The sequence below is a fragment of the Kutzneria buriramensis genome (genome assembly GCF_003387475.1).
Lineage (GTDB): Bacteria > Actinomycetota > Actinomycetes > Mycobacteriales > Pseudonocardiaceae > Kutzneria > Kutzneria buriramensis.
This window is the reverse complement of sequence record NZ_QUNO01000008.1, coordinates 229861-252791: the sequence shown is the minus strand read 5'-3', so window position 1 is coordinate 252791 and position 22931 is coordinate 229861. Positions and strand designations below refer to the sequence as shown.

General features: G+C 72.4%; 27 protein-coding genes. 4 read left to right on the top strand and 23 right to left on the bottom strand.

Going from position 1 to position 22931, the window contains the following annotated elements; genetic code table 11:
* Positions 1–7: 7 nt before the first annotated feature.
* From BCF44_RS24535 to BCF44_RS24475, 14 genes are all read right to left on the bottom strand, one after another.
* The gene (locus BCF44_RS24535) at positions 8–478 is read right to left on the bottom strand and encodes a PH domain-containing protein (RefSeq protein WP_116176890.1); all 471 of its coding nucleotides are present in this window, start codon (positions 476–478) and stop codon (positions 8–10) included.
* Entirely contained in the window at positions 469–969 is a 501-nt protein-coding gene (gene ribH / locus BCF44_RS24530; protein WP_116176702.1) for a 6,7-dimethyl-8-ribityllumazine synthase, read from the bottom strand. Before ribH ends, BCF44_RS24535 begins: the two co-directional genes overlap by 10 nt.
* Positions 966–2240: a bifunctional 3,4-dihydroxy-2-butanone-4-phosphate synthase/GTP cyclohydrolase II gene (locus tag BCF44_RS24525; RefSeq protein WP_116176701.1), complete on the bottom strand. Its 1275-nt coding sequence runs from the start codon at positions 2238–2240 to the stop codon at positions 966–968. Before BCF44_RS24525 ends, ribH begins: the two co-directional genes overlap by 4 nt.
* Positions 2237–2851 (bottom strand): riboflavin synthase, encoded by a 615-nt coding sequence (locus BCF44_RS24520; protein WP_116176700.1) that lies wholly within the window; start codon positions 2849–2851, stop codon positions 2237–2239. Before BCF44_RS24520 ends, BCF44_RS24525 begins: the two co-directional genes overlap by 4 nt.
* A gap of 11 nt (positions 2852–2862) precedes the next feature.
* Positions 2863–3879, bottom strand: coding sequence for a bifunctional diaminohydroxyphosphoribosylaminopyrimidine deaminase/5-amino-6-(5-phosphoribosylamino)uracil reductase RibD (gene ribD, locus BCF44_RS24515; protein WP_116176699.1), 1017 nt, complete (start codon positions 3877–3879; stop codon positions 2863–2865).
* Positions 3876–4520, bottom strand: coding sequence for a ribulose-phosphate 3-epimerase (gene rpe / locus BCF44_RS24510; RefSeq protein WP_116176889.1), 645 nt, complete (start codon positions 4518–4520; stop codon positions 3876–3878). Before rpe ends, ribD begins: the two co-directional genes overlap by 4 nt.
* 100 nt (positions 4521–4620) lie before the next feature.
* Positions 4621–5388 (bottom strand): GNAT family N-acetyltransferase, encoded by a 768-nt coding sequence (locus BCF44_RS24505; protein ID WP_211353202.1) that lies wholly within the window; start codon positions 5386–5388, stop codon positions 4621–4623.
* The gene (locus BCF44_RS24500; RefSeq protein ID WP_116176698.1) at positions 5345–6781 is read right to left on the bottom strand and encodes an RsmB/NOP family class I SAM-dependent RNA methyltransferase; all 1437 of its coding nucleotides are present in this window, start codon (positions 6779–6781) and stop codon (positions 5345–5347) included. Before BCF44_RS24500 ends, BCF44_RS24505 begins: the two co-directional genes overlap by 44 nt.
* Positions 6778–7707: a methionyl-tRNA formyltransferase gene (gene fmt / locus BCF44_RS24495; protein ID WP_116176697.1), complete on the bottom strand. Its 930-nt coding sequence runs from the start codon at positions 7705–7707 to the stop codon at positions 6778–6780. Before fmt ends, BCF44_RS24500 begins: the two co-directional genes overlap by 4 nt.
* Positions 7707–8255: a peptide deformylase gene (gene def / locus BCF44_RS24490; RefSeq protein ID WP_116176696.1), complete on the bottom strand. Its 549-nt coding sequence runs from the start codon at positions 8253–8255 to the stop codon at positions 7707–7709. Before def ends, fmt begins: the two co-directional genes overlap by 1 nt.
* Positions 8256–8300: 45 nt before the next feature.
* On the bottom strand, positions 8301–8453 hold the full coding sequence (locus tag BCF44_RS55635; RefSeq protein WP_170217719.1) for a hypothetical protein: 153 nt from the start codon (positions 8451–8453) through the stop codon (positions 8301–8303).
* Between the two features lie 100 nt (positions 8454–8553).
* A complete protein-coding gene (locus tag BCF44_RS24485) occupies positions 8554–10545 on the bottom strand; it encodes a primosomal protein N' (protein ID WP_116176695.1) in 1992 nt (663 codons plus the stop codon).
* 138 nt (positions 10546–10683) lie between these two features.
* Positions 10684–11418, bottom strand: a complete 735-nt coding sequence (locus tag BCF44_RS24480; RefSeq protein ID WP_211353201.1) for a G1 family glutamic endopeptidase — start codon at positions 11416–11418, stop codon at positions 10684–10686.
* Between the two features lie 98 nt (positions 11419–11516).
* The gene (locus BCF44_RS24475; RefSeq protein ID WP_116176694.1) at positions 11517–12863 is read right to left on the bottom strand and encodes a PucR family transcriptional regulator; all 1347 of its coding nucleotides are present in this window, start codon (positions 12861–12863) and stop codon (positions 11517–11519) included.
* Positions 12864–12955: 92 nt separating this feature from the next.
* On the opposite strand from BCF44_RS24475, the gene speB reads away from it, so the two are divergent.
* The 4 genes from speB (at position 12956) to BCF44_RS24455 (ending at position 16734) form a co-directional block, all read left to right on the top strand.
* On the top strand, positions 12956–13900 hold the full coding sequence (gene speB / locus BCF44_RS24470; protein ID WP_116176693.1) for an agmatinase: 945 nt from the start codon (positions 12956–12958) through the stop codon (positions 13898–13900).
* A gap of 304 nt (positions 13901–14204) precedes the next feature.
* Positions 14205–14537 (top strand): hypothetical protein, encoded by a 333-nt coding sequence (locus BCF44_RS24465; protein ID WP_116176692.1) that lies wholly within the window; start codon positions 14205–14207, stop codon positions 14535–14537.
* Positions 14522–15937 carry an aminobutyraldehyde dehydrogenase gene (locus BCF44_RS24460; RefSeq protein WP_116176691.1) on the top strand — a complete coding sequence of 472 codons (1416 nt, stop codon included), beginning with the start codon at positions 14522–14524 and terminating at the stop codon, positions 15935–15937. Before BCF44_RS24465 ends, BCF44_RS24460 begins: the two co-directional genes overlap by 16 nt.
* Positions 15938–15978: 41 nt before the next feature.
* Positions 15979–16734, top strand: coding sequence for a class I SAM-dependent methyltransferase (locus BCF44_RS24455; RefSeq protein ID WP_116176690.1), 756 nt, complete (start codon positions 15979–15981; stop codon positions 16732–16734).
* A gap of 6 nt (positions 16735–16740) precedes the next feature.
* Here BCF44_RS24455 and BCF44_RS24450 read toward each other — a convergent pair whose 3' ends face one another.
* From BCF44_RS24450 to mihF, 9 genes are all read right to left on the bottom strand, one after another.
* On the bottom strand, positions 16741–17442 hold the full coding sequence (locus BCF44_RS24450; protein ID WP_116176689.1) for a DUF6338 family protein: 702 nt from the start codon (positions 17440–17442) through the stop codon (positions 16741–16743).
* A complete protein-coding gene (locus tag BCF44_RS54815) occupies positions 17442–17861 on the bottom strand; it encodes a hypothetical protein (RefSeq protein ID WP_147328618.1) in 420 nt (139 codons plus the stop codon). Before BCF44_RS54815 ends, BCF44_RS24450 begins: the two co-directional genes overlap by 1 nt.
* Before the next feature lie 68 nt (positions 17862–17929).
* Complete coding sequence (locus BCF44_RS24445; protein ID WP_116176688.1) at positions 17930–18211, bottom strand: hypothetical protein; 282 nt, start codon at positions 18209–18211, stop codon at positions 17930–17932.
* Positions 18211–18891 (bottom strand): class I SAM-dependent methyltransferase, encoded by a 681-nt coding sequence (locus tag BCF44_RS24440; protein ID WP_170217718.1) that lies wholly within the window; start codon positions 18889–18891, stop codon positions 18211–18213. Before BCF44_RS24440 ends, BCF44_RS24445 begins: the two co-directional genes overlap by 1 nt.
* A 156-nt stretch (positions 18892–19047) precedes the next feature.
* On the bottom strand, positions 19048–20250 hold the full coding sequence (gene metK / locus BCF44_RS24435) for a methionine adenosyltransferase (protein WP_170217717.1): 1203 nt from the start codon (positions 20248–20250) through the stop codon (positions 19048–19050).
* A 91-nt stretch (positions 20251–20341) separates the two neighbouring features.
* On the bottom strand, positions 20342–21562 hold the full coding sequence (gene coaBC / locus BCF44_RS24430) for a bifunctional phosphopantothenoylcysteine decarboxylase/phosphopantothenate--cysteine ligase CoaBC (protein ID WP_116176686.1): 1221 nt from the start codon (positions 21560–21562) through the stop codon (positions 20342–20344).
* On the bottom strand, positions 21559–21846 hold the full coding sequence (rpoZ, locus tag BCF44_RS24425) for a DNA-directed RNA polymerase subunit omega (RefSeq protein WP_211353200.1): 288 nt from the start codon (positions 21844–21846) through the stop codon (positions 21559–21561). The genes coaBC and rpoZ overlap by 4 nt, the downstream gene beginning before the upstream one ends.
* 20 nt (positions 21847–21866) lie before the next feature.
* Positions 21867–22481 (bottom strand): guanylate kinase, encoded by a 615-nt coding sequence (gene gmk / locus BCF44_RS56790; protein ID WP_116176685.1) that lies wholly within the window; start codon positions 22479–22481, stop codon positions 21867–21869.
* The gene (mihF, locus tag BCF44_RS56785) at positions 22478–22795 is read right to left on the bottom strand and encodes an integration host factor, actinobacterial type (RefSeq protein WP_116176684.1); all 318 of its coding nucleotides are present in this window, start codon (positions 22793–22795) and stop codon (positions 22478–22480) included. Before mihF ends, gmk begins: the two co-directional genes overlap by 4 nt.
* Between the last annotated feature and the right edge of the window lie 136 nt (positions 22796–22931).

Here is a 22931-nt window from a genome sequence, read left to right as displayed (position 1 = left end):
CAAACAATCAGGACTTGGGCTGGGTGGTGGCGTCGCGATAGGCGGCGGCGTCCTTGTACAGGGCGCGAAGGGCCCGCATGGCGGTCACCGCGCGGGCGCCGTCGGCGGACTGCACGGCCATCACGGACACGTACTCGTCGGCGGGCAGCTCCAGCCGGGCCCAGGCGGCGCCGTCGGGGAAGCTGAGCCCCCGCACGTCGCTCCACCGGTACCGGGTCGAGCCCAGCAGGTTGCGGACCTCGATCCACTCCCGCTGCGCCCGCACCCGCGGCCGGGTCAGGAGCAGCACGCCGCCAGCCAGCAGCACGCCGACCATGGCCATGGCGACCTGGTCGGACAGCTCGAAGTACGCCCCGGTGGGGGTGTTGCGCAGCAGAATGGCGATCACCACGAACACCGTGATCAGCCCGATCGCCACCGGCACCGCGACGAGACGGACCCGCTTCGGACGGAAGGTGACGGTGTCGCTCACACCAATCCCCTGTCCGTCCACGGCCGGTTGATGTTGCGGATCTGCACGGCGGTGTCCAGCGCGGCGACGCAGGCCTCGAAGCCCTTGTCCTCCGCCGAGGACGGCATACCGCAGCGGTCCAGCGCCTGCTGCTCGGTGTCGCAGGTGAGCACGCCGTTGCCGATGGGCGTGGACTCGTCCAGCGACACCCGGGTCAGACCGGCGGTCACGGCGTCGCACACGTACTCGAAGTGCGGCGTGCCGCCGCGGATGACCACGCCCAGCGCGACGACGGCGTCGTGGTGCCGGGCCAGCGCCTGGCACACGACCGGCAGCTCGACGGCCCCGGCCACCCGCACCACGGTCGGCTCCTTGACGCCCGCCTTGGCCGCGGCGACCAGCGCGCGGTCCAGCAGGTTGTCGGTGATCACCGGATGCCATCGGGTGGCCACCACCGCCAGCCGCAGGTCCTCACACCACTGCGGCACCGGGATGGAAGGCCGACCGTCGCCACTCATCGCTGCGCTCCGTCGCTCTCGCTGTCACTCGCGGACTCGTACTGCTCAAGATGATGCAGGTCGTGTCCCATGCGGTCGCGCTTGGTCCGCAGATAACGCAGGTTCTCCGGGTTCGGCCACACCGGCAGCGGCACCCGGTCGACCACCTTCAGGCCGTATCCCTCCAGGCCGACGCGCTTGTCGGGGTTGTTGGTGAGCAGCCGCATGGACTTGATGCCCAGGTCCACGAGGATCTGCGCGCCGGTGCCGTAGTCGCGGGCGTCGGCGGGCAGGCCCTGCGCCAGGTTGGCGTCCACGGTGTCCGCGCCGTTGTCCTGCAACTGATACGCCTGAAGCTTGTGCAGCAGGCCGATGCCGCGGCCCTCGTGCCCACGCATGTACAGCACGACGCCGCGGCCCTCGGCGGCGACGGCCTCCAGCGCGGCGTCCAGCTGCGGACCGCAGTCGCAGCGCAGCGAGCCGAACACGTCGCCGGTGAGGCACTCGGAGTGCACGCGCACCAGCACGTCCTCGCCGTCGCCGAGCTCGCCCCGGACCAGCGCGATGTGCTCGATGCCGTCCAGCGTGGAGTCGTAGCCGACGGCCGTGAACTCGCCGTGGGCGGTGGGGATGCGCGCGTCGGCGACCCGGATCACGTGCCGCTCGTTGCGGCGGCGGTACGCGATCAGGTCCGCGATGGTGATCATCTGGAGGTCGTGCTCCGCCGCGAACACGGTCAGCTCGTCGCGGCGGGCCATGTCGCCCTCGTCCTTCTGGCTGACGATCTCGCACAGCACGCCGGCGGGCGCCAGGCCGGCCATCTTGGCCAGGTCCACGGCGGCCTCGGTGTGGCCGGCGCGGCGCAGCACGCCGCCCTCGCGGGCGCGCAGCGGCACCACGTGGCCGGGCCGGTTGAAGTCGCCGGCGACGGAGGTGGGGTCGGCCAGCAGCCGGATGGTGTGCGCCCGGTCGGCGGCGGAGATGCCGGTGCTGACGCCCTGCTTGGCGTCCACGGTGACGGTGTACGCGGTGCCGCGGGCGTCCTGGTTGGTGTGGAACATCGGCGGCAGGTCCAGCCGGTCGCACACCGACTCGGGCAGCGGCACGCAGATGTAGCCGGAGGTGTACCGCACCATGAAGGCGATCAGCTCCGGCGTCGCCTTCTCCGCCGCGAAGATCAGGTCGCCCTCGTTCTCGCGGTCCTCGTCGTCCACCACGACCACGGCCTTGCCGGCCGCGATGTCGGCGATGGCCTGCTCGATCGCCGACTCGGTGCTGATCGGGTTGCTCACCGGACCTCCTCGTGCGCGCTCAGCGCGGCCAGGTGCGGCGTGGCCAGCCGCTCCACGTACTTGGCGAGCACGTCCACCTCGATGTTGACGCGGTCGCCGGGCCGGCGCCGGCCGAGCGTGGTGACCTCCAGCGTGGTGGGGATCAGCGCCACGGCGAAGCTCTCGTCGGTGACGTCCACGACCGTCAGCGAGATGCCGTCGACCGTCACGGAGCCCTTCTGCACCAGGTAGCGGGACAGCGAGGCCGGGATCGCGAACCGGGTCAGGCCGCCGTCGTTGTGCTCGAGCAGCAGGCCGACGCCGTCCACGTGGCCCTGCACGATGTGGCCGCCGAGGCGCTGGCCGGCGGCCATCGCGCGCTCCAGGTTGACCACGTCGCCCTCGTGGATCTTGTCCAGGCTGGACCGCTGGAGCGTCTCGTCGACCACGTCCACGGTGAAGGTGCCGTCGCCGGTCTCGACCACGGTCAGGCACACGCCGTTCACGGCGATGGAGTCGCCGTGCTTGGCATCCGATGTCACCAGCGGACCGCGCACTGTCAGGCGCGCGGCGTTGGGCAGCTGCTCCACGGCGACTATCTCGCCCAGTTCCTCCACGATCCCGGTGAACACGGGGTCTCCCTCTACTCGGGTTTGACCGGTACCGCGGAGATCCGCACGTCCGGTCCGCTCATGGTGACGTCTTCGATGCCGAAAGGCAGCGCCTGGGTGATGGTGTTCACGCCGGCGTCCAGCAGCGCGGCCGGGCCGGCGCCCAGCAGCATCGGCGCTATGTAAACGAGGGCGCGGTCGACGCGGTGCGCCCGGAGGAACGCGCCCGCCAGCCGCGGACCACCCTCCAGCAACACGTCCACGACACCCCGTTCGACCAGTGCGGCCAACACCTCGTCCGGGTCGTGGCTACGCACGTGCAGCGTCTCCGCCGCGTCGTCCAACACGCGGGCGGTCGGGTCTATTTCGCTCGTGCCGACGACCACGCGCAGCGGCTGCCGCGCGGAGAGGGTGCCGTCGTCCTCACGGGCGGTGAGCTGCGGGTCGTCGGTGCGTACGGTGCCGGTGCCGGCGACGATGGCGTCGACCTTGCGGCGGATGTCGTGTACTTCCTGGCGGGACATCGGGGAGCTGATCCAGCGGCTCGTGCCGTCCGCCGCGGCGACGCGGCCGTCCAGGCTCGCCGCGTACTTCCACGTCACGTGCGGACGCCCCGTGCGCGCGTAGTGCAGCCACGCGCGCAGCGGCCCGCGCTCCACGTCCTCGCCGAGCAGGCCGCCCTCCACCTCGACGCCCGACGCGCGCAGCACGTCGGCGCCGCCTGCCGCTCGGGGGTTGGGGTCCGCGACCGCGTAGTACACCTTCTCGATGCCGGCGGCGAGCAGCGCCTGCGTGCACGGCGGCGTGCGGCCGTAGTGCGAGCACGGCTCCAGCGTCACGTACGCCGTGCCGCCCTTGGCCCGCTCCCCCGCCTCGCGCAGCGCCATGACCTCGGCGTGCGGGCCGCCCGGCGGCTGGGTGGAGCCGATGCCGGCGATGGTGCCGTCGGCGGCCACGATCGCCGCGCCCACCGGCGGGTTCGGGCTGGTGTTGCCCCGGGCCCGCTCGCTGGCCGCGATCGCCGCGCGCATCGCCTCTTGGGGAGTCATCGCACGGCCTTGGCCCGGAGCCGGCGGACCGCCTCGGCCGGGTCCTTCGCCCCGTACACCGCCGAGCCGGCGACGAAGCAGTCCACGCCCGCGTCGGCCGCCTGCTCGATCGTGTCGTCGTTGATGCCGCCGTCGATCTCCACCAGCAGCGTCAGGTGGCCGGTGTCGACCAGGCGGCGGGCGGTGCGGACCTTGTCCAGGACCTCCGGCATGAACGACTGGCCGCCGAAGCCAGGCTCCACCGACATCACCAGCAGCGTGTCGTAGTGCTTGAGCACGTCCACGTACGGTTCGAGCGGCGTGCCCGGTTTGACCGAGAGGCCGGCTTTCGCGCCGGCCGCCCGCAGGTTCTTGGCCAGCGCCACCGGGTCCTTGGCCGCCTCCACGTGCACCGTCACGTTGTAGGAGCCGGCCTCCGCGTAGCCGACGGCCCAGCGGTCCGGGTCGTCGATCATCAGGTGGCAGTCGAGCGGGATGTCGGTGGCCTTGCGGATCGCCTGCACCACCGGCAGGCCCAGGGTCAGATTGGGCACGAAGTGGCCGTCCATGACGTCCACGTGCAGCCAGTCCGCGCCGGCGACGGCGTCGGCCTCCTCACCCAGCCGGGCGAAGTCGGCGGACAGGATGCTCGGGGCGATCAGCGGCGACTGTGACACGAGGCCGAGTCTAGTTGTCGGAACCGCATGGATTAGGCCCCGCGCCGCGCCCCCGAATAGGCCGTAGGTCACACCGGCCGCCGTATCAGTCCGGCAGCTCGTGGAAGTGGATCGGCGAATTCGGCAGAAAGCCGATCCGCTCGTATACCGGCCGACCGGCCTCGGTGGCGTGCAGCGTGGCCCGGGTCAGGCCGGTGGCCCTGGCCCCCTCGTGCATCGCCTTCCGCGTGACGGCCTCGCCGTAGCCTGCTGCTGCCAGGACGGCTCGGTGGCGACCAGGACCACGAACAGGCAGCCGTCGGTCGGCACGCTCCCCGCGACCGCCACCGGCTCGCCGGGCCAGGTAGGCGAACACGTCGTTCTTCCACAGGCCGGACCCGAGCAGCCCGTCGCGGCCGTCCGCCAGTTCGAAGCCGTAGGCCCGCGAGTTGATGTCGGCGTAGGCCCGCAGCTGGTCCTCGGTGGTGACGCGCTCGAACGTCAGGTGCGGATGGGTCGGCTCGGGCAGCGGCAGCAGGTCGCCGGCCATGCCCGTGCCGGGGAAGGCGTGGTCGAGGCCCGCCCGCTTGGCCGCGACGGCGAGGGCGTCGCGCGCGGCGTCATCGAGCAGGTCCTCGAACAGCCACAGGAATCCCGGCAGCTCCTTGGCACGCATGGTCTCCGCCGCCGCGTGCAGGCGCTCCTCCAGGAGATCCGGGTCGGCGCCGACGTCGGTCAGCGTGACGCAGTTCCAGAACGCGAAGCGGAGCGCAGGAGGAAGGCTCGGCTTTCCGGCCGGGCCGCCGACCGGATGACGGGCACGATCTGCATCAACGCCCGAGCGGCCGGCGCAGAATGGCGCAGAACATGGCATCCGTGCCGTGCCTGTGCGGCCACAGCTGCACGTGCGGACCGTCGCCCAGCTCCGGCACGTCGGGAAAGAATTCCCTGGTGTCCAAAGGCTCCGCCAGTCCCTTCCGGACGATGTCCGACGTGACGCCGATGGTCTCCCGCAGGTGCGGCGAGCAGACCACGTACGCGACGATCCCGCCCGGGCGCACCAGCTTCAGCGCGGACTGGAGCAGCTCGCGCTGGAGCTTGGTCAGGTCGGCGACGTCGTCGGGCTTGCGGCGCGAGCGCGCCTCCGGCCGGCGGCGCAGCGCGCCGAGGCCGGTGCACGGGGCGTCGACCAGCACGCGGTCGAAACCGCCCTCGGGCAGCCCGCTTTCGCGGCCGTCCGCGACGTGCACGGTGATGTCGAGGCCGGTCGTGGACTTGCGGACCAGGTCGGCGCGGTGCGGGGCCTTCTCGACGGCGTCGAGGGTCGCGCCGGACAGGCGGGCCAGCGCCGCCAGCAGAGCAGCCTTGCCACCGGGGCCGGCGCACAGGTCCAGCCACCGCTCGTCGGGGCCATCCAGGGGCGCGCGGGTCAGGGCCAGGGCGCAGAGCTGGCTGCCCTCGTCCTGAACGCCGGCCAGCCGCTCCTTCACGGGCTCCAGGTCGCCGGGGTCGCCCGAGCCGGGCTCCAGGTGCACCCCGTACGGCGAATAGGGCGCGACGTCGCCGCCCACGATCGCCGCGAGCTCCTCGTTGCTGATCTCCCCCGGCCGGGCGCACAGGTGCACCGCCGGCCGGGCGTCGTCGGCGCGCAGCGCGGCGGCGAGGTCGTCTCCCTTGTCCCCCAAGGCATCGGCGAACGCCTGGGCGATCCACTTCGGGTGGGCGTTGGCGAACGCCAGGTGGCCGACCGGGTCCTCCGGGGCCAGCTGCTTCACCCACGCCTGCTCGTCCTGCTCGCCGACCCGCCGCAGCACGGCGTTCACGAAGCCCGCCGGCCCCGAGCCGTGCACCCCGCGCACCAGGTCCACAGTGGACGCCACCGCCGCGTGCGAGGGAATCCTCGTGCGCAGCAACTGGTACGCGCCCAGCCGCATCGCGTCCAGGAACGGCCCGTCTATTTCGGACAGTGGCCGGTCCGAGCAGGCGGCGATGATCTCGTCGAGCATGCCCCGCGCCCGCGCCGCCCCGTAGGCCAACTCGGTGGCCAGGGCCGCGTCGCGGCCGCTGATCCGCCGCTCCCGCAGCAACTTCGGCAGCACCAGGTTCGCGTAGGCGTCGCGCTCGCGGATCGCCTTCAGCGTGTCCCACGCCGCCTGGCGCGCCGGGTCGTCCTCCGGCGGGCGGCGCGGACCGGTGCGCCGGGCCGGCGGGTGTTGGCGCTGCGGCCGGGACGGACGCCTGCTCGGTCCGCCGCTTCGCTCCGTCACGCCAACCGCTCCCCTGCCTCGATCCTCGTGCCGCGCGCCCAGTCGGTCGCGGCCATCCGCTTCTTGCCCTGCGCCTGCACCTCGCCCAGCTGCACCGCCGCCGTCGAGGTGCCGACCAGCACGCGCTTGCGCTCCACCCGCAGCTCACCGGGGGCCAGACCATCCACATCGGACAGCCGCACCGGCCCCAGCTTGAGGCGCTCACCGCGGAACACCGCCCAGGCGCCGGGTTCCGGCGTCACCGCGCGGGCCAGCCGGTCCACCGCCCGCGCCGGGGCGGCGAAGTCCAGGTGCGCGTCGTCCACGGTGATCTTGCCCGCGTAGCTGACACCCTCGGCCGCCGGCTGCTCGCGCGCCTCCAGCGTGCCGTCCTCGATGCCGTCCAGGGTCGCGACCAGCAGGTCCGCGCCGGCCACCGCGAGCCGGTCCAGCAGCTCACCGGACGTCTCGTGCTCGCCGACCTCGACCGTCAGCGTGCCGAACACCGGGCCCGCGTCCAACTCCTTGACGATGCGGAAGGTGCTCGCGCCGGTGATCTCGTCGCCGGCCCGCACCGCCGCCTGGACGGGGGCCGCGCCGCGCCAGGCCGGCAGCAGCGAGAAGTGCAGGTTCACCCAGCCGTGCGACGGCACGTCCAGCGTCCGCTGCGGCAGCAACGCCCCGTAGGCGACCACCGGGCAGCAGTCCGGGCCGATCTCCCGCAGCCGGTCCAGGAACTCCGGCGCGCCCGCCTTCGCCGGCGTCAGCACCTCGATCCCGTGCTCGTCGGCCAGCGCGCCGACGGGTGACCGCACCAGGTGCCGGCCGCGGCCCGCCGGGGCGTCCGGCCTGGTCACGACCGCCGCCACCTCGTGCCGTTCGGACGCGATCAGGGCCCGCAGCGACGGCAGCGCCACCTCCGGCGTGCCCGCGAAGACCAGGCGCATCAGCGGCCACCGCCGAACAGGCTGTGCGGGCTCTGCTTGATCGTGGGGACCGCGCCCGCGAACCACTCCGCCTCGCGGATGGCCTTCATGGCCTCCTTGCGGGTCTGCGCGTCCAGGCGGTCCAGGAACATCACGCCGTCCAGGTGGTCCGTCTCGTGCTGGATGCACCGGGCCAGCAGCTCGCTGCCCTCGATCTCGACCGGCTCGCCGTGCATGTTCCAGCCCTTGGCCACCACGTGCAGGTGCCGCCTGCAGTCCCAGGACATGCCCGGGATCGACAGACAGCCCTCCGGGCCGTCCTGCATCTCCTCACCCACCACGTCGAAGGTGGGGTTGACCAGGTGTCCCTCGAAGCCGTCGCAGTGGTAGGTGAACACCCGCAGGCCCACGCCCAGCTGCGGCGCGGCCAGGCCGGCGCCGCCCTTGTCCTCCATGGTCTCCCACAGGTCGGCGACCAGGCCGCGGAGTTCCTTGTCGAAGTCGGCGACCTCGGCGGCGCGGGTGCGCAGCACCGGGTCCCCGAACAGGCGGATGGGCTGGACGGTCACTGGTCTCCCTGGGCTGGACGGGCCTTGCCGGTCCAGTCTAGGAGATCAGTGCTCTGCGTAGTCGGCCCCCAGGAACAGCACGGTCGCCATGGCCACGACGAAGTGCCCGGTGAACTTCGCGGCGGTGAGCAGGGCCGACAACAGGTGCGCCGGCCAGCGGACGGCGATGGTGTTCGGGGTGGCGATCAGCGTGGTCATCGGATGCTCCTCGTGTCGATCGTGACACCAGGTTCGCGCTGGTCACCGTCATCCCGCGTCGCCGTCGGGTCGCATTCCGCGGCTCATACCCGAGGATGAGTCACAGCAACTCCAGCGGGTCCATGCGGACGCGGACGGGGTCGGGGTCCTTGCGGGCGGTCCGCACGCGGACGGCGGCGGCGACGGCGTCGGCGAGGGCGCGGCCCTCGGCGCGGGAGGTGCGGACGAGGGCCCGCTCCTTGTCCTCGCCGAGCGGCACGGGGCCGAGGATCTCGCCGGTGGCGGGCAGGCGGAGCTCGTCGAGCACGGCGGCGACGGCGTCGGGCACGCCGTCGATGGTGGCCATCCGCACGGCGGGCGGGAAGCCCAGCTCGGTACGGCCGGAGAGCTCGAGGTTGGCGTGCCACACGGGGTCCCACCGGACGAGCGCCTGCACAGTGGGCAGGCCGGACTCGGCGGTGACGACGACGCGGCCGCCCTGCGCGGCGGGCACGACCATGCCGGCGGCGGTCATCCACAGCCGCAGCGCCTCCTCGGTGGCACGGAGGTCGGCCCGGCCGAGGATGGCCCAGCCGTCGAGGAGCAGTGCCGCGCCGTAGCCGCCGACGGCGTACGGCTCGGCACCGGGGGTGGCGACGACGAGGGCTGGCGCGGCAGGCACCTCGGCGAGCACGTCGCCGGCGCCTGAGGTCCGTACGACGAAGCCCGGGAAGGCACGGCCGAGCTCCTCAGCGGTGCGCTTGGAGCCGACGACCACAGCGCGCAGCCGGCGCGAACCGCAGGCGGTGCACCGGAACATGACCTCCACGGCGCCGCACCACCGGCATTCGGCGGGGCGCGGGGCACCGTCGTCACTGCCGCCGGGAAGCGCCAGCGGCCCGGCGCACTTGCGGCACTGCGCCCGTACGCGGCAGTTGGCGCACGCGAGCGCCGGCACGTAGCCACGGCGGGGCACCTGCACGAGGACCGGCCGCCCCGCCTTCAGCGCCTCGCGTGCGGCGTCGAAGGCGATGGCCGGCAGGCGGGCGGTGCGCGCGGCCTCGTCACGTGCGAGCTGGGTGTCGGTCTCGCCGATGGCGACGACCCGTGGCGCGGCAGCGCGCAGCTGCTCGCGCGCGGCGACGATCTCCGGCGCCCAGCCGGTGTCGACCAGCAGCTGCGCCTCGGCGGTGCGCGCGAAGGCGGCGACCAGCAGCGAGGCGCCGGCCATGTGCGCCCGCTGCACCAGCACGTCGCGTACGTGCGGATACGGCGCGAGCTGCTCGGCGTGGCCGCTGTCACCGTCGTCCCACACGACGAACAGCCCCGGATCGGCGACCGGCGCGAACGCAGCCGCCTTCGTGCCGACGACCACGCGCACGGTGCCTCGCAGCACCGACAGCCACCGCTTGTACCGCTCCCCCGGCCCGAGGTCGGCCGACAATGCGACAACTCCGTCGATCAGTGCGCTACACGCCGCGAAAACGCGATTCACGTCGCGGTAATCGGGCACCACGATGACGACGCCCTTACCTGTGGAGGCGACCGTCGCCGCGACCTCGGCGAGTCGCGCGGGCCAGTCCTCGCCCGGCAGCGCCTGCCACACGGCGTTCGCGGACCGGCCGTTGCCGAGGGCGTCGAGGTAGGCGGGTCCGCGCGTGTACCGCTGCCAGCCTTGCGCCGCCGGGCGGCTCGGCGGCGGCACGAGGTCGTCGGCGGCGCGGGATTCGGCGCGGGCGTGCCGGGGCGGGATCGCCAGGCGCAGCACGTTGGCGAGGGATCCGACGTACCGGTCGGCGACGGCGCGGGCCAGGCCGTGGATCTCCGGGGTCAGCACGACCTCGGGCGACACCACCCGTTCGATGTACTTGATCTTGTCGGCGACCTCGGTGTGCTCCACCCGTTCGAGCAGGAAGCCGTCGGTCAGCTTGCCCCGGAACCGCACCCGCACCCGCACCCCCGGCCGGGCGTCGGCGTCGCACTCGGCGGGGATCCGGTAGTCGAAGGGGAAGTCCAGGTGGTACGGCAGCGGCACGTCGACGCTGACGCGCGCGACCGCGGCGGAGGCGGCCGGGCGCCGCTCACCGCGCCGGACGTTCCCGCTGGTGGTCACGCTAGGAGGTCTACCAGAGCAGCCCCTGCCGATGCCGTGAAGGGGGCATTCCTGGCATTGAACGCCAGGAATGCCCCCTTCCGAGCACTGTCCGAAAACGACATTCGGTGTGCCTGAGAGCGCGACTCGCGGGGGTTGTTACACGTGCTTCCAGGTGCAGGTGAAGGCATTGCCGCCGGAGAGGCCGGAGACGGCGTCCTTGGTGGTGCCGCCGCTGGCCTGGGTGATCGGGTCGTAGCTGAGGTTGCCGATGTTCTGGCCGTTGGCGGTGGCGTTGGTGAAGCTCACACTGCCGAAGTCGGCCAGCGGCAGGGTGCCGTTGCTGTCGGACGGCGCCTCGGCGATGATCTCGGCGCTGGCCAGCTTGGCGGCGGAGTAGGTCTTGGTGACGGTGTGGCTCCAGCCGCGGGTGGTGTCGGCGATCTTCAGGGTGAACTTGCCGCCGGTGGTCTCCGTGACCGAGGCCGTGAAGTGGTCGCCGGGGCGCACCGTGTCGCTGAAGTTGACCGGGTAGGCCGGGTACATCTCGTACCAGGCGTAGTACTCGGCCTGGCCGTTGATGTAGTCGACCTCGGTGCCGAGCTGTTCGACGGAGTTGCTGCCGTCGCCGTCGATGCCGACCCAGAAGCTGGAGTAGGCGTCCTGGGAGGTGGCCTTCACGGCGGGCTGCACCCAACTGGCGGACACGCTGGTGAACTTGCCGCCGGTCACGGCGTAGCCGGCCCAGTTGCCGCTGGTGCTGTGCGACAGGCCGTGGTTGAGCGGCAGGTTGATGTGGTGCGGCGCCGGCGCCGCGACGGCGGCGGGGGTGGCGAGGCCGATCACGGCGAGCGGGGCGATCACGGCGATGGCTAAACGCAGACGCGTGGTCACGACGGGTCTCCTCGGGCAGGGGTCACACTGCCCAGCCACGCTAGGTTCGCCGAAACCCGTCGGTGAAGGGGGGAAACCCCTTGGCACGAACCCTTGATTCAGTCAGACCACCGCAAAGCGAACCAAAGTTCCATGCGCCGCTGGGCATCGGACAGGTCGATGGCCAGCTCCCGCGCCACCACGCCGATCCGGTGCCGCACGCTGTTGCGGTGCACGCCGAGTTCGGCGGCGGTGCGGTCCCAGTTGCCGTTGCACGCCAACCAGGTGCGCAAGGTCGTCACGAGTTCGGGCCGCTGTGCCAACGGTTCCAGCAACGACGTGGCGAACCGGGCGGCGGCGGCCGGATCGACCAGCGCGGCGACGCCGTCTGCGCCGGTCACGGGCCGGCCGATGGCGACCGCGCGTTCCAGCATCCGCTCCGCCTCCCGGTCGGCGGACGGCAGATCGCCCACGCCCACCGGGGAACTCACCGCGAGCAGCCAGCCGGCCTCTTGCGCCGCAACGACATCCGGCGAAGTCGTGACCACGGCACGCAATCGGCCGCCTTCGACGTCGACCAGCGCGGTGCCCAGGTCGAAATCCTTGCCGGCACGGGACTTCCGACGGCCGCGCACGACCCGGTAGCCGGTGAAGTCGTCCTCGCCGACCAACATCTTCGTGACCGAACGACCGTCGGCCCGCTCGGCCAAGGCCAGCAGCGCCAAGGCAACGGCGATGACCGCCCGGTCCGCGACGGAGAACGGCGCCGCGGCCCCCACCACGAGAACCTCCCCGGGCTCGACGGGGTAGGCCACGACGTGCGACGACCCGATCTCGGTGGACGCGCTGCGCGGACCGCTGCCGGTCCGCACGCGCGCCGCCAGCTCGAAGACCGCCGGATCCACACCGTCGACACCGACCTGCGCGAGCACGCCGTCGGCACCGACCAGCACGCACCACCAGTCGGCGAGCCCCGCCAACTCCCCCACCACGGCCCGTACGGGATTCGGCCGAAGTGCGGCACGGGTGAGCGTCGCCTGCGCCTCGGACAGCCACCGGAGCTCAGCGTGCTCCGCCTCCGCCAGCGCGACGCTGACTGCCTGGCTCACGGCGAGGAACGGCGTCGACGGCGGCAGCGCCAGCAGCGGCAGCCCGTGTCGTGTACACGCCTCAACCAATCGGGCGGGTACTTCGTCGTAAACGGGCGTGATGCCGAACCCCAGCGCCTGCACGCCGGCGGTGACCAGTCCGCGCACGTACGCGTCGACGTCCTCGGGGAAGTTCACGCCCGCGGTCAGCAGCAGCTCCCCGCCCAGCAGGTACGGCACGGGGTCGCGCAGCTCGCTGACGTGCGCCCACCGGATCGGGCGATCCAACTGGTCCGAGCCGGTGAGCACGACCAGGCCCAGCGCCGGCCGGCCCACCAGCGCGCCGAGCGGAACGGTGGACGTTCTACCCAATGCCATGGCTGGAGATTGTGCACTTCGACCAGAGGGCCCGCACGCCGCCGCTTCCTAGGGTGACCTCAACGGGAACAACGACTCGCTGGAGCGTCCGCATGACCCCGATCGGCCCGATCGACTCGTCCGTGGTTCCCCGCTTCGCGGGGCCGGCGACGTTCGCGCGGCTCCCCCGCATCGACCAGGTGGGCAGGGCGGACGTCGCCGTGGTCGGCGTCCCGTTCGACTCGGGGGTGTCCTACCGCCCCGGCGCGCGGTTCGGCCCGTCGGCGATTCGGGAGGCCAGCCGCCTGCTGCGGCCGTACCATCCGGGCCTGGACGTGTCGCCGTTCGAGCGGGCACAGGTGGTGGACGCCGGCGACATCCCGGCCAACCCGATGGACATCCCGGCGGCGATCGAGACCGTGCAGCGCGAGGCCACGGAGCTGCTGACCGGCGGCGCACGGCTGGTGACGATCGGCGGCGACCACACGATCGCGTTGCCGCTGCTCCGGGCCGTGGCGCAGCGACACGGACCGGTGGCGCTGCTGCATTTCGACGCGCACCTGGACACCTGGGACTCGTACTTCGGGGCGTCCTACACGCACGGCACGCCGTTCCGCCGGGCCGTCGAGGAGGGCGTGCTGGACACCTCGGCGCTGTGTCACGTCGGCATCCGGGGACCGCTCTACGACCGCGGCGACCTGACCGGCGACAAGGAGCTCGGCTTCGGCATCGTGACCTCGGCGGATGTGCTGCGGCGCGGCGTGGACGAGGTGATCGGCGGCCTCCGGGAGCGCATCGGCGACCGCCCCCTGTACGTGTCGATCGACATCGACGTGCTGGATCCGGCGCACGCCCCCGGGACGGGCACGCCCGAGGCCGGCGGGATGACCAGTCGGGAGCTGCTGGAGATCCTGCGCGGTCTGGCCGGCACGAACCTGGTGTCGGCGGACGTGGTCGAGGTCGCCCCGGCCTACGACCACGCGGAGATCACCTCGATCGCCGCCTCGCACGTGGCCTACGACCTGGTGTCGCTGCTGGCCATGGGGGTGTCCACGTGACGTGTCAAGGAGTCCTGCCATGAGCGCGTCTCGTCTTCGTCCCGGCGCGAACCACCCAGCATTGGGGATCGAGACCGACATCGGGGACTTTCTGTCCGAAGTTGTCAAACACACTGCCGCGCGGGAGCGAGTCGCACCGGACACCGCCGGCCGGCCGGCGCGGTCGAACGGGCAGATTCTGGTGTTGGAGCGCTCCACTCCGGCCACCACAAGGGAAGCGCCGTCCGACGACGCGCCGAGTCACCGGCGCATGAGAATTCTCGACCATCGGTCCTGGTCAGCCCGTGAGCCACGAACAGGCGACGTGCGCACGACACGGGGTTCGAGCGGCCTCGACCGGACATTCCCGGCGGACACCGGCATCGCGCGAAATCGGCCGGCCCTGGCCGTGTCCGGGCACTCCGAACCGGCCACCGCGGCTCGGCTCGCGCTGCGCGTCACCGGGCCGATCGTGGATGATGGAGCGTATGGGATTCACCGCGAGTTCGGCGTGTCGGCGACCCTGGGCAGCCCGGCCGGGCCGGCGTCCGACATGATCAACTCGTTGGCGGTGGACGGCCCCGTGGTCGTCGCCCCGCCGGCGGTGTTCAGGATGTTCGCGCCGACCCACCAGGAGGTGCAATGGCGCACAACGTGATCAACGGCGAGCGGCTGTCCGGAGTGGACGGTCTGCGGGCCGGCGTGGTCGACCCGTCGACCGGCGAGGTCAGCGACAGCGCGCCGATCTCCGGACCGTCCGATGTGGACAACGCGGTGCGCGCCGCCGCGGCGGCGTTCCGGAGCTGGCGGCGCAGCACGCCCGGCGACCGGTCGCACGCGCTGCTGGGACTGGCCGCGGCCGTCGAGGACAACGCCAAGCGGCTGGCCGACGCCGAGTGCGCCGAGACCGGCAAGCAGTGGCACGTGGTGCTGGACGAGGAGATCCCGGCCAGTGTGGACGCCCTGCGGTTCTTCGCCGGCGCCGCGCGCAATCTGGAGGGTCGGGCCGCCGGCGAGTACGCGGCCGGCCTGACCTCGACGATCCGCCGCGAGCCGGTCGGCGTGTGCGCGCAGATCACGCCGTGGAACTACCCGCTGATGATGGCCGTCTGGAAGATCGCGCCCGCGGTGGCCGCCGGGAACACGACCGTCGTGAAGCCGGCGGAGACGACCCCGACCAGCACGGTGCTGCTAGCGGAGCTGGCCGGCGAGTACCTGCCGGCCGGCGTGGTCAACGTGATCTGCGGCGACCGCGAGACCGGGCGGCTACTGGTCGAGCATCCCGTGCCGGCGCTGGTGTCGATCACCGGGTCGACCCGGGCGGGCATGCAGGTGGCGGCCGGCGCCGCGGCGACCTTGAAGCGGACCCACCTCGAACTGGGCGGGAACGCTCCCGTCATCGTGTTCGACGACGTCGACGTCGACGACGTCGCCGAGAAGATCGTGGCCGCCGCGTTCTACAACGCCGGCCAGGACTGCACGGCCGCCAGCCGCGTGCTGGTGCACGCCGACGTGCACGACGAGCTGGTCACCGCGCTGACCAAGATCGCCTCCGCCCGGCGCACCGGGTTCGGGCCGCGCGAGGCGGCCGACTTCGGGCCGCTCAACAGCCAGGCCCAGCTCGACCGGGTCACCGGCCTGATCTCGCGGCTGCCCGCCCACGCCGTCGTGCACTGCGGCGGGCACCGCGTCGGCGACCAGGGCTTCTTCTTCGCGCCGACCGTCATCTCCCACCTGCGCCAGGACGACGAGATCGTGCAGGAGGAGATCTTCGCCCCGGTGATCACCGTGCAGTCGTTCTCGTCCGAGCAGGAGGCCGTCGAGCTGGCCAACGGCGTGCCCTACGGCCTGGCGTCGTCGGTGTGGAGCGAGAGCCACCGGCGCGTGCTGCGGGTCAGCGGCGAGCTGGACTTCGGGTGCGTGTGGGTGAACACGCACGGGCCGCTGGTGTCCGAGATGCCGCACGGCGGGTTCAAGATGTCCGGCTACGGGAAGGACCTGTCCGGATACGGGTTCGACGACTACACCCGGGTGAAGCACGTGATGAGCGCCCACTAGACCTCTAGCAAACCGTACGTTCGTACTGCTACCTTGCCGGCATGACCGACGCCACCACGCGCTTCGGCGGCTACGCCGACGAGTACGACCGGGTTCGCCCCCGCCCACCGGCCGACCTGGCCGACCTGATCCGGCAGTGGGCCGGCGCCGACCGACCGGATGTGGTCGACATCGGCGCCGGCACCGGGCTGTCCACCGCGCTCTGGCCGGACGCGCTCGGTGTCGAGCCCGACCCCGGCATGCGCGCCGTCGCCGCCGCGCGGGGGCTTCGCGTCGCCGAGGGCACCGCCGAGGCCACCGGCCTGCCCGACCGGTGCGCCGATGTCGTCACCGCCAGCCAGGCCCTGCACTGGTTCGACCCGGATCGCACCTTCCCCGAGATTGCCCGCATCCTGCGCCCCGGCGGGGTTTTCGCCGCGTACGACTGCGACTGGCCGCCGGCGGTAGACGCCGAGACACACTCCACCTACCTGGAGGTCGAGGGCCACTACCGGGATCTCGAGGTGCGGCACGGGGTCCGCCCCGCCTACGCCGCCAAGACCGACCACGTCGCCCGGCTCCGCGACTCCGGCCTCTTCCGGCACGTCACCGAGCTTGCCGTGCACGCCAAGGATTCCGGCGACGGCCACCGCTTCGTCGACATCCTCCGCAGCCAGGGCGGCATCGTCGCGCTGCTCGAACGCGGCGTCTCCGAGGAGGAGATCGGCCTCACCCGCCTGCGCGAGGTCGCGCTCCGCCGGATCCCCGAGCCGCGAACGTGGTGGTGGACGTACCGGGTGCGGCTCGCCGTCGTGTGAGCCGGGCTAGACGATGTCCGTGGCCGGATCCGGTTCGGACTCGACCAGGTCCGCCGGCTTGGCCTCCGCGAGCCGGACGTACTTCACCGCCATCGTCTCGATCATCGCGCCGCGGATGAGGACCCGGCTGTACTCCGCCGGCACGGCCGTGAGGCCGCCCCCGCCGGTCTTGCTGAACAGCGGCGGCCCCAGCACCAGTTCGCGGTCGGCCAGCGGCAGGTCGGTGGTGAAGTTCAGGACGGTGCCGGCGTAGACGATGCCGCCGGACAGCCGGAGCCGCACGTACGCGTGGTGGCCGGCCGGGATGTCCCGGCGGAACAACGCCGTCCACGCGCTGACCGGCCGGATCGCCGCGCCGCCGCGGCTGGTGAGCCGCCAGTGCACCAGCACCGCCGCACCGTGCGCCAGCACCGATTCCGCGGCCAGCGCGCCGACCACCGACGGCCAGTGCTCGGCGGCGTAGGTCCCGTTCGGGTCGAGCAGCCCCTTCGGATCCGGCAGCAGGCCCGGGAACACCGCGCCCACCGCCGTCAGCACGGCCAGCGCCGCGACCGTGAATCCGAGGCTGGCCAGCACGATTCGGCTCGTCTCGTGGAACGCCGACTCCGGCGCGCCGGTGCGGCGGCGCAGCGCCAGCAGGTCGAACAGCAGGCCCGGGGAGACGAGCAGCAGGAACAGGACGACCGTGAGCCAGGTGCTGGGAACCATCAGCCTTCGAAGTCCCCCGGTGGTTCGAACACTCCGTCGGCCGAGATGCGGTCGACAATGTCCGCGCTGTCCAGTGAATCGAGGTACTGGGGCTGTCCCTGGTCGGATGTCCGGCCGCCGCCGTACTTCGGTCCGGGCGGCAGGACACCGCTGCCGCCAGGCCCGAGACCGCCCATGCCGTCCGGTCGCCGGGCGCCGCTCGTTCCAGACGCCTGGTCGGCGGCGCGAGCCGAACCGCCCAGCTCGGCGAATGGCGGGTGCGCACCAACACCCGCACCACCGCCGAACCCGATGCTCAGGGAACTGGGAAGTGCCGCGCCGCCCAGCGTGCCCGGCGCAGGAGTGACAGGGGCGGGAAGAGGTGGCGCGGTCGTCGCCTCGGGCTCGTCCGGCGGCTCGACCCGGTCATCGTCCGGCACAGCGTCTCCCTCCGATCAGCGCGCATTCTCCCGCACCGCCGGGACCGTCCGCAGCCGAACGGTGACGGTCAGCCCTCGAAGTCGGTGGGCGGGGGCTGGTCCGGGTCGGCCGTGGTCACGGCGCCGGAGATGGTGTCCAGGTACTTCGGCGGCGGGCCGGTTTCGGTATCGGGCAGGGATACCGGTTCGCCCAGGGGAATGCAGGGGTCCGACGCCCTGCGCGGCTCGTCTTGTTCGCCCGGCACGACGAGCCAGCTCGGCCAGCCCTCACGTGCGAACGGGCCGCGATCGTCCAGCGGAGGCACCGGGAAGCCCTCCGGCGGCGTCGGCAGCTCCGAATCGTCGGGCATCAGTCGTTCCCCCTCGCGTACACCCGATACGAGATGACCCGCTCGTGCTCGACCGGCTCGTCGGGATCGGCCTCCCACTCTGCCAGCAACCGCTCGGCCACGGCCTGCAACGGGGAAAGATCCTGACCCGGCAGCCAGGCGTACGGATGGCCGGCGGCGTCGACGGCGACCTGGCGCGGGGTGTCGAACTGGGGGAAGGCGACCTCGACGACTTCGCCCGCCCCCAACACCGAATCCACGTCCTCGTACCCCGTCGGCCCGTGGACGTGGTGGGCACCGGCAATGCCCAGGCGCTGGCCCTCCTCGAAGACGGCGTCACGCAGCGGTGCCAACGCCGAGGCGAACATCCGGCCGCCGAGGGTGACCGCGACGGCCCCGCCGGGACGAACGACCCGCCGGGCCTCCGACAACGCCAACCGCCAGTCGGAGACGTGGTGCAGGACCCGAGCCAGGTGCACGCCGCCGACCGACGCCGAGGCGAACGGCAGGGCGCAGGCGTCGCCGAGCACGAACGGGAAATCGGATGCCAGCGGCCCGCGGAGATCGACGGCGTCGAGCAGGACCAGGGGACCGCCCAACCCAGCAGCCACCGAGCCGACGCCGCAGCCGACGTCCAGCGCCACCCCGGGCAGGAACGAGCGAAGCCGCCCGTAGAGATCACGGGCGGCTTCGCCAGGCATCGGCATCACGTCGGCGACACCGCGAGGTCGCGCCGGTGCCTGGACCGCGGGCACTTGTCGATCGAGTCAGTCCATCGATCGACAAGTGCCAAGGGAAGGCACCGGCTCACGAGCGACCTCGCCCGCCGAGGCACTCGGCGCGTGAACGCAGCAGACTCACGCGCCGGAGGCGGACTTCAGGGCCTCGGCGCGGTCGGTGCGCTCCCACGGCAGGTCCAGGTCCGGCCGGCCGAAGTGGCCGTACGCGGCGGTCGGCGCGTAGATCGGCCGCAGCAGGTCCAGGTCCCGGATGATGGCGGCCGGGCGGAGGTCGAAGACCTCGCTGATGGCCTGCTGGATCTTGGCGGGGTCGACGGTCTCGGTGCCGAAGGTCTCGACGAACAGACCGACCGGCGCGGCCTTGCCGATGGCGTACGCGACCTGGACCTCGGTCCGGGTGGCGAGGCCGGCGGCCACGACGTTCTTGGCGACCCAGCGCATGGCGTACGCGGCGGAGCGGTCGACCTTCGACGGGTCCTTGCCGGAGAAGGCGCCGCCGCCGTGGCGGGCCATGCCGCCGTAGGTGTCGACGATGATCTTGCGGCCGGTCAGGCCGGCGTCGCCCATGGGGCCGCCGATGACGAAGCGGCCGGTCGGGTTGACGAACAGCCGCACGCTCTCGGTGTCGAGGTTGAGCTCGGCCAGCTCGGGCAGCACGACCTGCTCCCGCACGTCGACCGCCAGCATCTTCTCCAGGTCGATGCCGTCGGCGTGCTGCGAGGACACGACCACGGTGTCCAGCCGCACCGGCTGGTCGCCGGCGTACTCGATGGTGACCTGGGTCTTGCCGTCGGGACGCAGGTACGGCAGCGCGCCGTTCTTGCGGACCGCGGTCAGCCGGCGGGACAGCCGGTGCGCCAGCGCGATCGGCAGCGGCATCAGCTCGGGGGTGTCGGTGGTGGCGTACCCGAACATCAGGCCCTGGTCGCCGGCGCCCTGGCGGGCGATCTCGTCCTCGGCGGACTCGACCCGCGACTCGTACGCGGTGTCCACGCCCTGGGCGATGTCCGGGGACTGCGACCCGATGGCCACGTTCACGCCGCACGAGTTGCCGTCGAAGCCCTTGGCCGACGAGTCGTAGCCGATCTCGAGGATCTTCTCCCGCACGATGGTCGGGATGTCGGCGTACGCCTCGGTGGTGACCTCGCCGGCCACGTGCACCTGGCCGGTGGTGATCAACGTCTCGACCGCGACGCGGCTGCGCGGGTCCTTGGACAGCAGCCCGTCGAGAATGGAGTCGCTGATCGCGTCACAGATCTTGTCGGGGTGTCCCTCGGTGACCGACTCAGAGGTGAACAGCCTCCGGCTGTGTTGGCTCACGGCACTCCTCACAGATGTTCCTGGCGGACTACTAGACGCTCGCGCAGGCGTCTATCGCTCCCACCGTACCGGCCGCTACCTCGGATCCGTTTCAAGTCCCGAGCAAGGGCACGACGGCATCCCACACAGTGGCCGCCAGCTGGGACTTCGACCCGTGCGGGATGGGATGTTCGTCACCCTCCGCGGTCAGCAGCCAGCCGGCGTTGTCCTCCTGCTCGAACGCCAGGCCGTCGCCGACGGCGTTGACGACCAGCAGGTCGACGCCCTTGCGGGCGAGCTTGGCCCGGCCGTGGTGCAGCACGTCGCCGGCCTCGTCGCCGGTCTCCGCGGCGAAGCCGACCACCACCTGACCTGCGGAACGCGCCTTGACGAGCTCGACGAGGATGTCCGGGTTGACCGCCAGCCGGATCGCCTCGGGGTCCCGGTCGCCCTTCTTGATCTTGGACGCGGCCAGCTCGACGGGCCGGAAGTCGGCCACGGCGGCGGCCATCACCACCACGTCGGCGTCGCGACTCTCCGTGTGCATGGCGTCCCGCAGCTCGAGCGCGGACCCCACCCGCACCACCCTTGCGCCGGCGGGATCGGCCAGGTCGGCCGTGTGCCCGGCGACCAGGGTGACGTCGGCGCCGCGCTGGGCGGCGACCCGGGCCAGCGCGTAGCCCTGCTTGCCGGACGAGCGGTTGCCCAGGTAGCGCACGGGGTCGAGCGCCTCGCGAGTGCCGCCGGCGGAGATGACCACCCGCCGGCCTTCCAGGTCGCGGGGCAGCGCCGACGGCGCGGCCAGCAGGAGGCGGGCCAGCTCGACGATCTCGGCCGGCTCGGGCAGCCGGCCCTTGCCGGTGTCCTTGCCGGTCAGCCTCCCGCTGGCGGGCTCGGCCACGACCACGCCGCGGGACCGCAGCGTGGCGACGTTGGCCTGGGTGGCCGGGTGCTCCCACATCTCGGTGTGCATCGCCGGCACCATCAGGACCGGGCAGCGCGCGGTCAGCAGCGTGCCGGTGAGCAGGTCGTCGGCCATCCCGTGGGCGGCCCGGGCCAGCAGGTCCGCGGTGGCGGGGGCGACGACGACCAGGTCGGCGGTCTGCCCGATCTTGACGTGCGGCACCGCCGGGACGTCGGTGAACACCCCGGTGGCGACCGGCTGGCCGGACAGCGCCTCGAAGGTGGCCGCGCCGACGAAGTTCAGCGCGGCCTCGGTCGGCACCACGCGCACCTTGTGACCGGACTCGGTCAGGCGGCGCAGCACCTCACAGGCCTTGTAGGCGGCGATGCCGCCGCCTACTCCCAGAACGACGTTGGGAACGTCGTTCACTCGCCCTCGGTGTGCTCGAGCATGCCGGAGTGGATCTCGCGCAGCGCGATCGACAGCGGCTTCTCGCGCGGGCCGGGCTCGACCAGCGGGCCGACGTACTCGAGCAGGCCCTCGCCCAGCTGGGCGTAGTAGTCGTTGATCTGCCGCGCCCGCTTGGCCGAGTAGATCACCAGCGCGTACTTCGAGCTGACCTGCTCCAGCAGGTCGTCGATCGGCGGGTTGGTGATGCCCTCCGGCACGGAGGCGGGCTCGCCGACGGCGGACAGGTGGCTCGGGATGGTCAAGACAACGCTCCTGGAGGTAGTCACGGCTCGCTGGACACACGCTCGGTGGGCGAGCCGACCACCAAGGTTAGCAACTCACGGGCGACGGCGCGCACGTCGGTGTTCACCAGCACCACGTCGAACTCGTCGGCGGCGGCCAGCTCCTCCTCGGCCACCTTGAGCCGGTGCGCCACGACCGCCGGATCCTCGGTGCCCCGGCCGGTCAGCCGGGCCACCAGGACCTCCCACGTCGGCGGTTTCAGCAGCACCAGCAGCGCCTCGGGCATGGCCCGCCGCACCTGGCGGGCGCCCTGCACCTCGATCTCGAGGATCGCTGGAGTTCCCCGCTCCAGCGCGGCCTCGACGGGCCGGCGCGGCGTGCCGTAGCAGTTGCCGGCGTACTCGGCGTGCTCCAGCAGCTCGCCGGCGTCGACCATGCGGTCGTACTCGGCCCGGTCCACGAAGTGGTAGTGCTCGCCGTCCACCTCGCCGGGGCGAGGCTTCCGGGTGGTGACGGAAACGCTGTAGTACACCTCCGTGCCCAGTCCGCGCAGCTCCTCGAGCACGCTGGACTTGCCCACCCCGGAGGGGCCGGCGAGCACGGTGAGGCGGGGTCGGGCACGCGTGCCCGACCCCTTCTCGGCCGTCTTGGTCACTCGCCGCCGAACTCGGTCAGCAGGGCCTTGCGCTGGCGGTCGCCGAGACCACGCAGACGGCGGCTGGTCGCGATCTCCAGCCGCTCCATGATCTGCGCCGCCCGGACCTTGCCGACGCCGGGCAGGGACTCCAGGAGCGCGGAGACCTTCATCTTGCCGAGGACCTCGTCGGTGTCGGCGGCGGTCAGCACGTCCTTCAGGTTCGTGCCGCCACGCTTGAGGCGCTCCTTGAGCTCGGCCCGGGCGCGACGAGCGGCAGCCGCCTTCTCCAGCGCTGCGGCCCGCTGCTCCTCGGTCAGCTGGGGAAGGGCCACGATCTCCTCCGTGGTGTGGGTGTTCTTCAGTGGGATCGGTGTCGCGACCGTACCGATCGAGCATCGCCCGGTACAACGTGGGTCCCCGTGGTGACAACGCAACCAATGCGGTGACACTCCCCCACCCGGTCGGGTG

What these genes read in the sequence shown, in the direction of transcription:
- ribH (WP_116176702.1), bottom strand. Translation starts at nt 969, where the DNA reads ATGAGTGGCGACGGTCGGCCTTCCATCCCGGTGCCGCAGTGGTGTGAG.
- ribD (WP_116176699.1), bottom strand. Translation starts at nt 3,879, where the DNA reads ATGACTCCCCAAGAGGCGATGCGCGCGGCGATCGCGGCCAGCGAGCGG.
- BCF44_RS24505 (WP_211353202.1), bottom strand. Translation starts at nt 5,388, where the DNA reads ATGCCATGTTCTGCGCCATTCTGCGCCGGCCGCTCGGGCGTTGATGCA.
- fmt (WP_116176697.1), bottom strand. Translation starts at nt 7,707, where the DNA reads ATGCGCCTGGTCTTCGCGGGCACGCCGGAGGTGGCGCTGCCGTCGCTG.
- BCF44_RS55635 (WP_170217719.1), bottom strand. Translation starts at nt 8,453, where the DNA reads ATGACCACGCTGATCGCCACCCCGAACACCATCGCCGTCCGCTGGCCG.
- BCF44_RS24475 (WP_116176694.1), bottom strand. Translation starts at nt 12,863, where the DNA reads ATGGCATTGGGTAGAACGTCCACCGTTCCGCTCGGCGCGCTGGTGGGC.
- speB (WP_116176693.1), top strand. Translation starts at nt 12,956, where the DNA reads ATGACCCCGATCGGCCCGATCGACTCGTCCGTGGTTCCCCGCTTCGCG.
- BCF44_RS24460 (WP_116176691.1), top strand. Translation starts at nt 14,522, where the DNA reads ATGGCGCACAACGTGATCAACGGCGAGCGGCTGTCCGGAGTGGACGGT.
- BCF44_RS24455 (WP_116176690.1), top strand. Translation starts at nt 15,979, where the DNA reads ATGACCGACGCCACCACGCGCTTCGGCGGCTACGCCGACGAGTACGAC.
- BCF44_RS24450 (WP_116176689.1), bottom strand. Translation starts at nt 17,442, where the DNA reads ATGGTTCCCAGCACCTGGCTCACGGTCGTCCTGTTCCTGCTGCTCGTC.
- BCF44_RS24445 (WP_116176688.1), bottom strand. Translation starts at nt 18,211, where the DNA reads ATGCCCGACGATTCGGAGCTGCCGACGCCGCCGGAGGGCTTCCCGGTG.
- BCF44_RS24440 (WP_170217718.1), bottom strand. Translation starts at nt 18,891, where the DNA reads ATGCCTGGCGAAGCCGCCCGTGATCTCTACGGGCGGCTTCGCTCGTTC.